Source organism: Brachybacterium alimentarium, from assembly GCF_002332425.1.
GTDB classification, from domain to species: Bacteria; Actinomycetota; Actinomycetes; order Actinomycetales; family Dermabacteraceae; genus Brachybacterium; species Brachybacterium alimentarium.
In genome coordinates this window covers 1-1,566 of sequence record NZ_NRGS01000065.1, presented here as the reverse complement: position 1 = coordinate 1,566, position 1,566 = coordinate 1, and the positions used below count along the sequence as shown (strand labels likewise).

Genomic DNA, 1,566 nt, shown 5'->3' with positions numbered 1-1,566 from the left:
CTGACCGATTCCCTGGAGAAGGTGCTCGGGGACGCCGCCCCGCGCCCTGCCGATCTGATCGGGGGTGCCCACGCCTCGGGGTTCCTCGGCGAGATGCTGTCCGTGCAGGTCGCGCTGCTCCTCGACGAGGCCGACGGCTCCACGGTGGACGTGCAGCTGAGCGGCTCTGCCGCCGGGCTGGTGCAGCTGAGTGCGGTGCGCCGCGTGCCGGTCTCCACGCCCGCGCCCGAGGAGCCCGACGAGCACTACCTGGTCACCGAACCGGGCGACTATCCCGACCTGCTCGAACCGCTCACCGGGGACACTGTGCAGCTGACGCCGGGCCGGTGGGAGGCGCTCTGGGTTGATGTCGTCGCCGAGGCGGAGGCCGACGCAGGCGAGCACGAGCTGACGATCACGCTCCGCAGCCCGGACGGCGAGCACCTCCTCGCCGAGCACACCGCGCACCTGCAGATCCACCCTCACCGCCTGCCGCCGCTGTCGGTCACCAACACCCACTGGTTCCACGCGGACAGCCTCTCGACCTACTACGGCGTCGAGGTGTTCTCGGAGCGCCACTGGGAGCTCATCGAGGCCTTCCTCGCCTCCGCGCGCGAGATGGACGTGAACTCGGTGCTGACCCCGACGTGGACGCCCCCGCTGGACACCGCCGAAGGCCACACCCGGCCCGTCGTCCAGCTCGTGGGCATCGAGGACACCGGCGGCGAGCACCGCTTCGACTTCTCCCGGCTGGACCGCTGGCTCGAGATCTGCCGACGGCTCGGCTTCACCGGCATCGAGATCGCCCACCTGTTCACCCAGTGGGGCGCACGCTCCACCCCGGCGATCCAGGTGCGCACGGCCGACGGGCTCGAGGACCGCTTCGGCTGGCACGTCGAGGCCACCTCACCGGACTACCGCCGACTGCTCGAGGCGCTGATCCCGGCACTGCGCTCCCATCTGGACGCGGCCTGGGACGGGGACGTGCTGTGGCACGTCAGCGACGAGCCGAGCCAGGAGCACCTCGAGGCGTACACGGCGGCGAAGGCCCAGGTCTCGGACCTGCTCGAGGGCGCCCACGTGGTGGACGCCCTGAGCTCCTTCACCTACGCCGAGCAGGGCGTGGTCGCGACCCCGATCGTCGCCACCGACCACGTCGGCCCCTTCCTCGAGGCCGGACGGACGCCCTGGGTGTACTACTGCGTATCCCAGAACCGCGACGTCGCCAACCGCTTCATCGCCCTGCCGTCGGTGCGCAACCGGGTGCTCGGCCGGCAGCTGTTCGCGTTCGACGCGCCAGGATTCCTGCACTGGGGCTACAACTTCTGGTGGACCCAGTTCTCCCTCGCCCCGGTCGACCCGTTCGCGGACACCTGCGCGGGCGGCCCGTTCTTCGGCGGCGACGCCTTCGCGGTCTATCCCGGGCCGGACGGCACGCCCTGGCTGTCGATCCGGCACCGGGTGTTCGCGCAGGCCATGGCCGACCACCGTGCCCTGACCCTGCTCGCCGAGCTCACCGACCGTCCGAGCGCCAAGGCACTGATCGACGAGGGCGGGACCCTGACCTACTCGTCGTTCTCCTACGAC

The 1,566-nt window shown here is 71.1% G+C and carries 1 protein-coding gene; it reads left to right on the top strand.

Annotated elements, in window-relative coordinates; translation table 11 throughout:
- On the top strand, positions 1-1,566 hold a 1,566-nt coding region (locus tag CIK71_RS17355), incomplete at both ends, for a glycoside hydrolase domain-containing protein (RefSeq protein ID WP_245857779.1).